Origin of the sequence: Cupriavidus sp. SIMBA_020 (assembly GCF_046535395.1) — a bacterium.
Taxonomy (GTDB): Bacteria; Pseudomonadota; Gammaproteobacteria; order Burkholderiales; family Burkholderiaceae; genus Cupriavidus; species Cupriavidus campinensis.
On the sequence record NZ_JAWRWU010000591.1, the window covers coordinates 1 to 271 of the forward strand.

Annotated in this window: 1 protein-coding gene; it reads right to left on the reverse strand. The window is 59.4% G+C overall.

All coding sequences use genetic code 11. The features are described from left to right. A partial coding sequence (locus SB751_RS30650; protein ID WP_410749105.1) for a hypothetical protein occupies window positions 1-231 on the reverse strand: 231 nt, incomplete at its 3' end. Window positions 232-271: the final 40 nt, after the last annotated feature.

Genomic DNA, 271 nt, shown 5'->3' on the forward strand with positions numbered 1-271 from the left:
GAAGAACGACAACTGGCGATCAATTTTGTCCACCCCGAGATACGTTATGTAGATCTCGGCGATCATGTCTTCCACAGGGTTGTCGGTAGACGCCGAGTCTGCCAACTTTTCCCGTTCTGCAGCGCGCGTTGCTGCCGCCAGATCGGATGCTGTTTCCACGTTCGTCACTTCAGACGCAGTGGCCGCGAGCGGCCGCGAGCCGCGACGCGCGAAACCGATCACGGGCTCCACCCAATGCCGCGTTCTATCGAAAGGATAGACCGGCAACGCG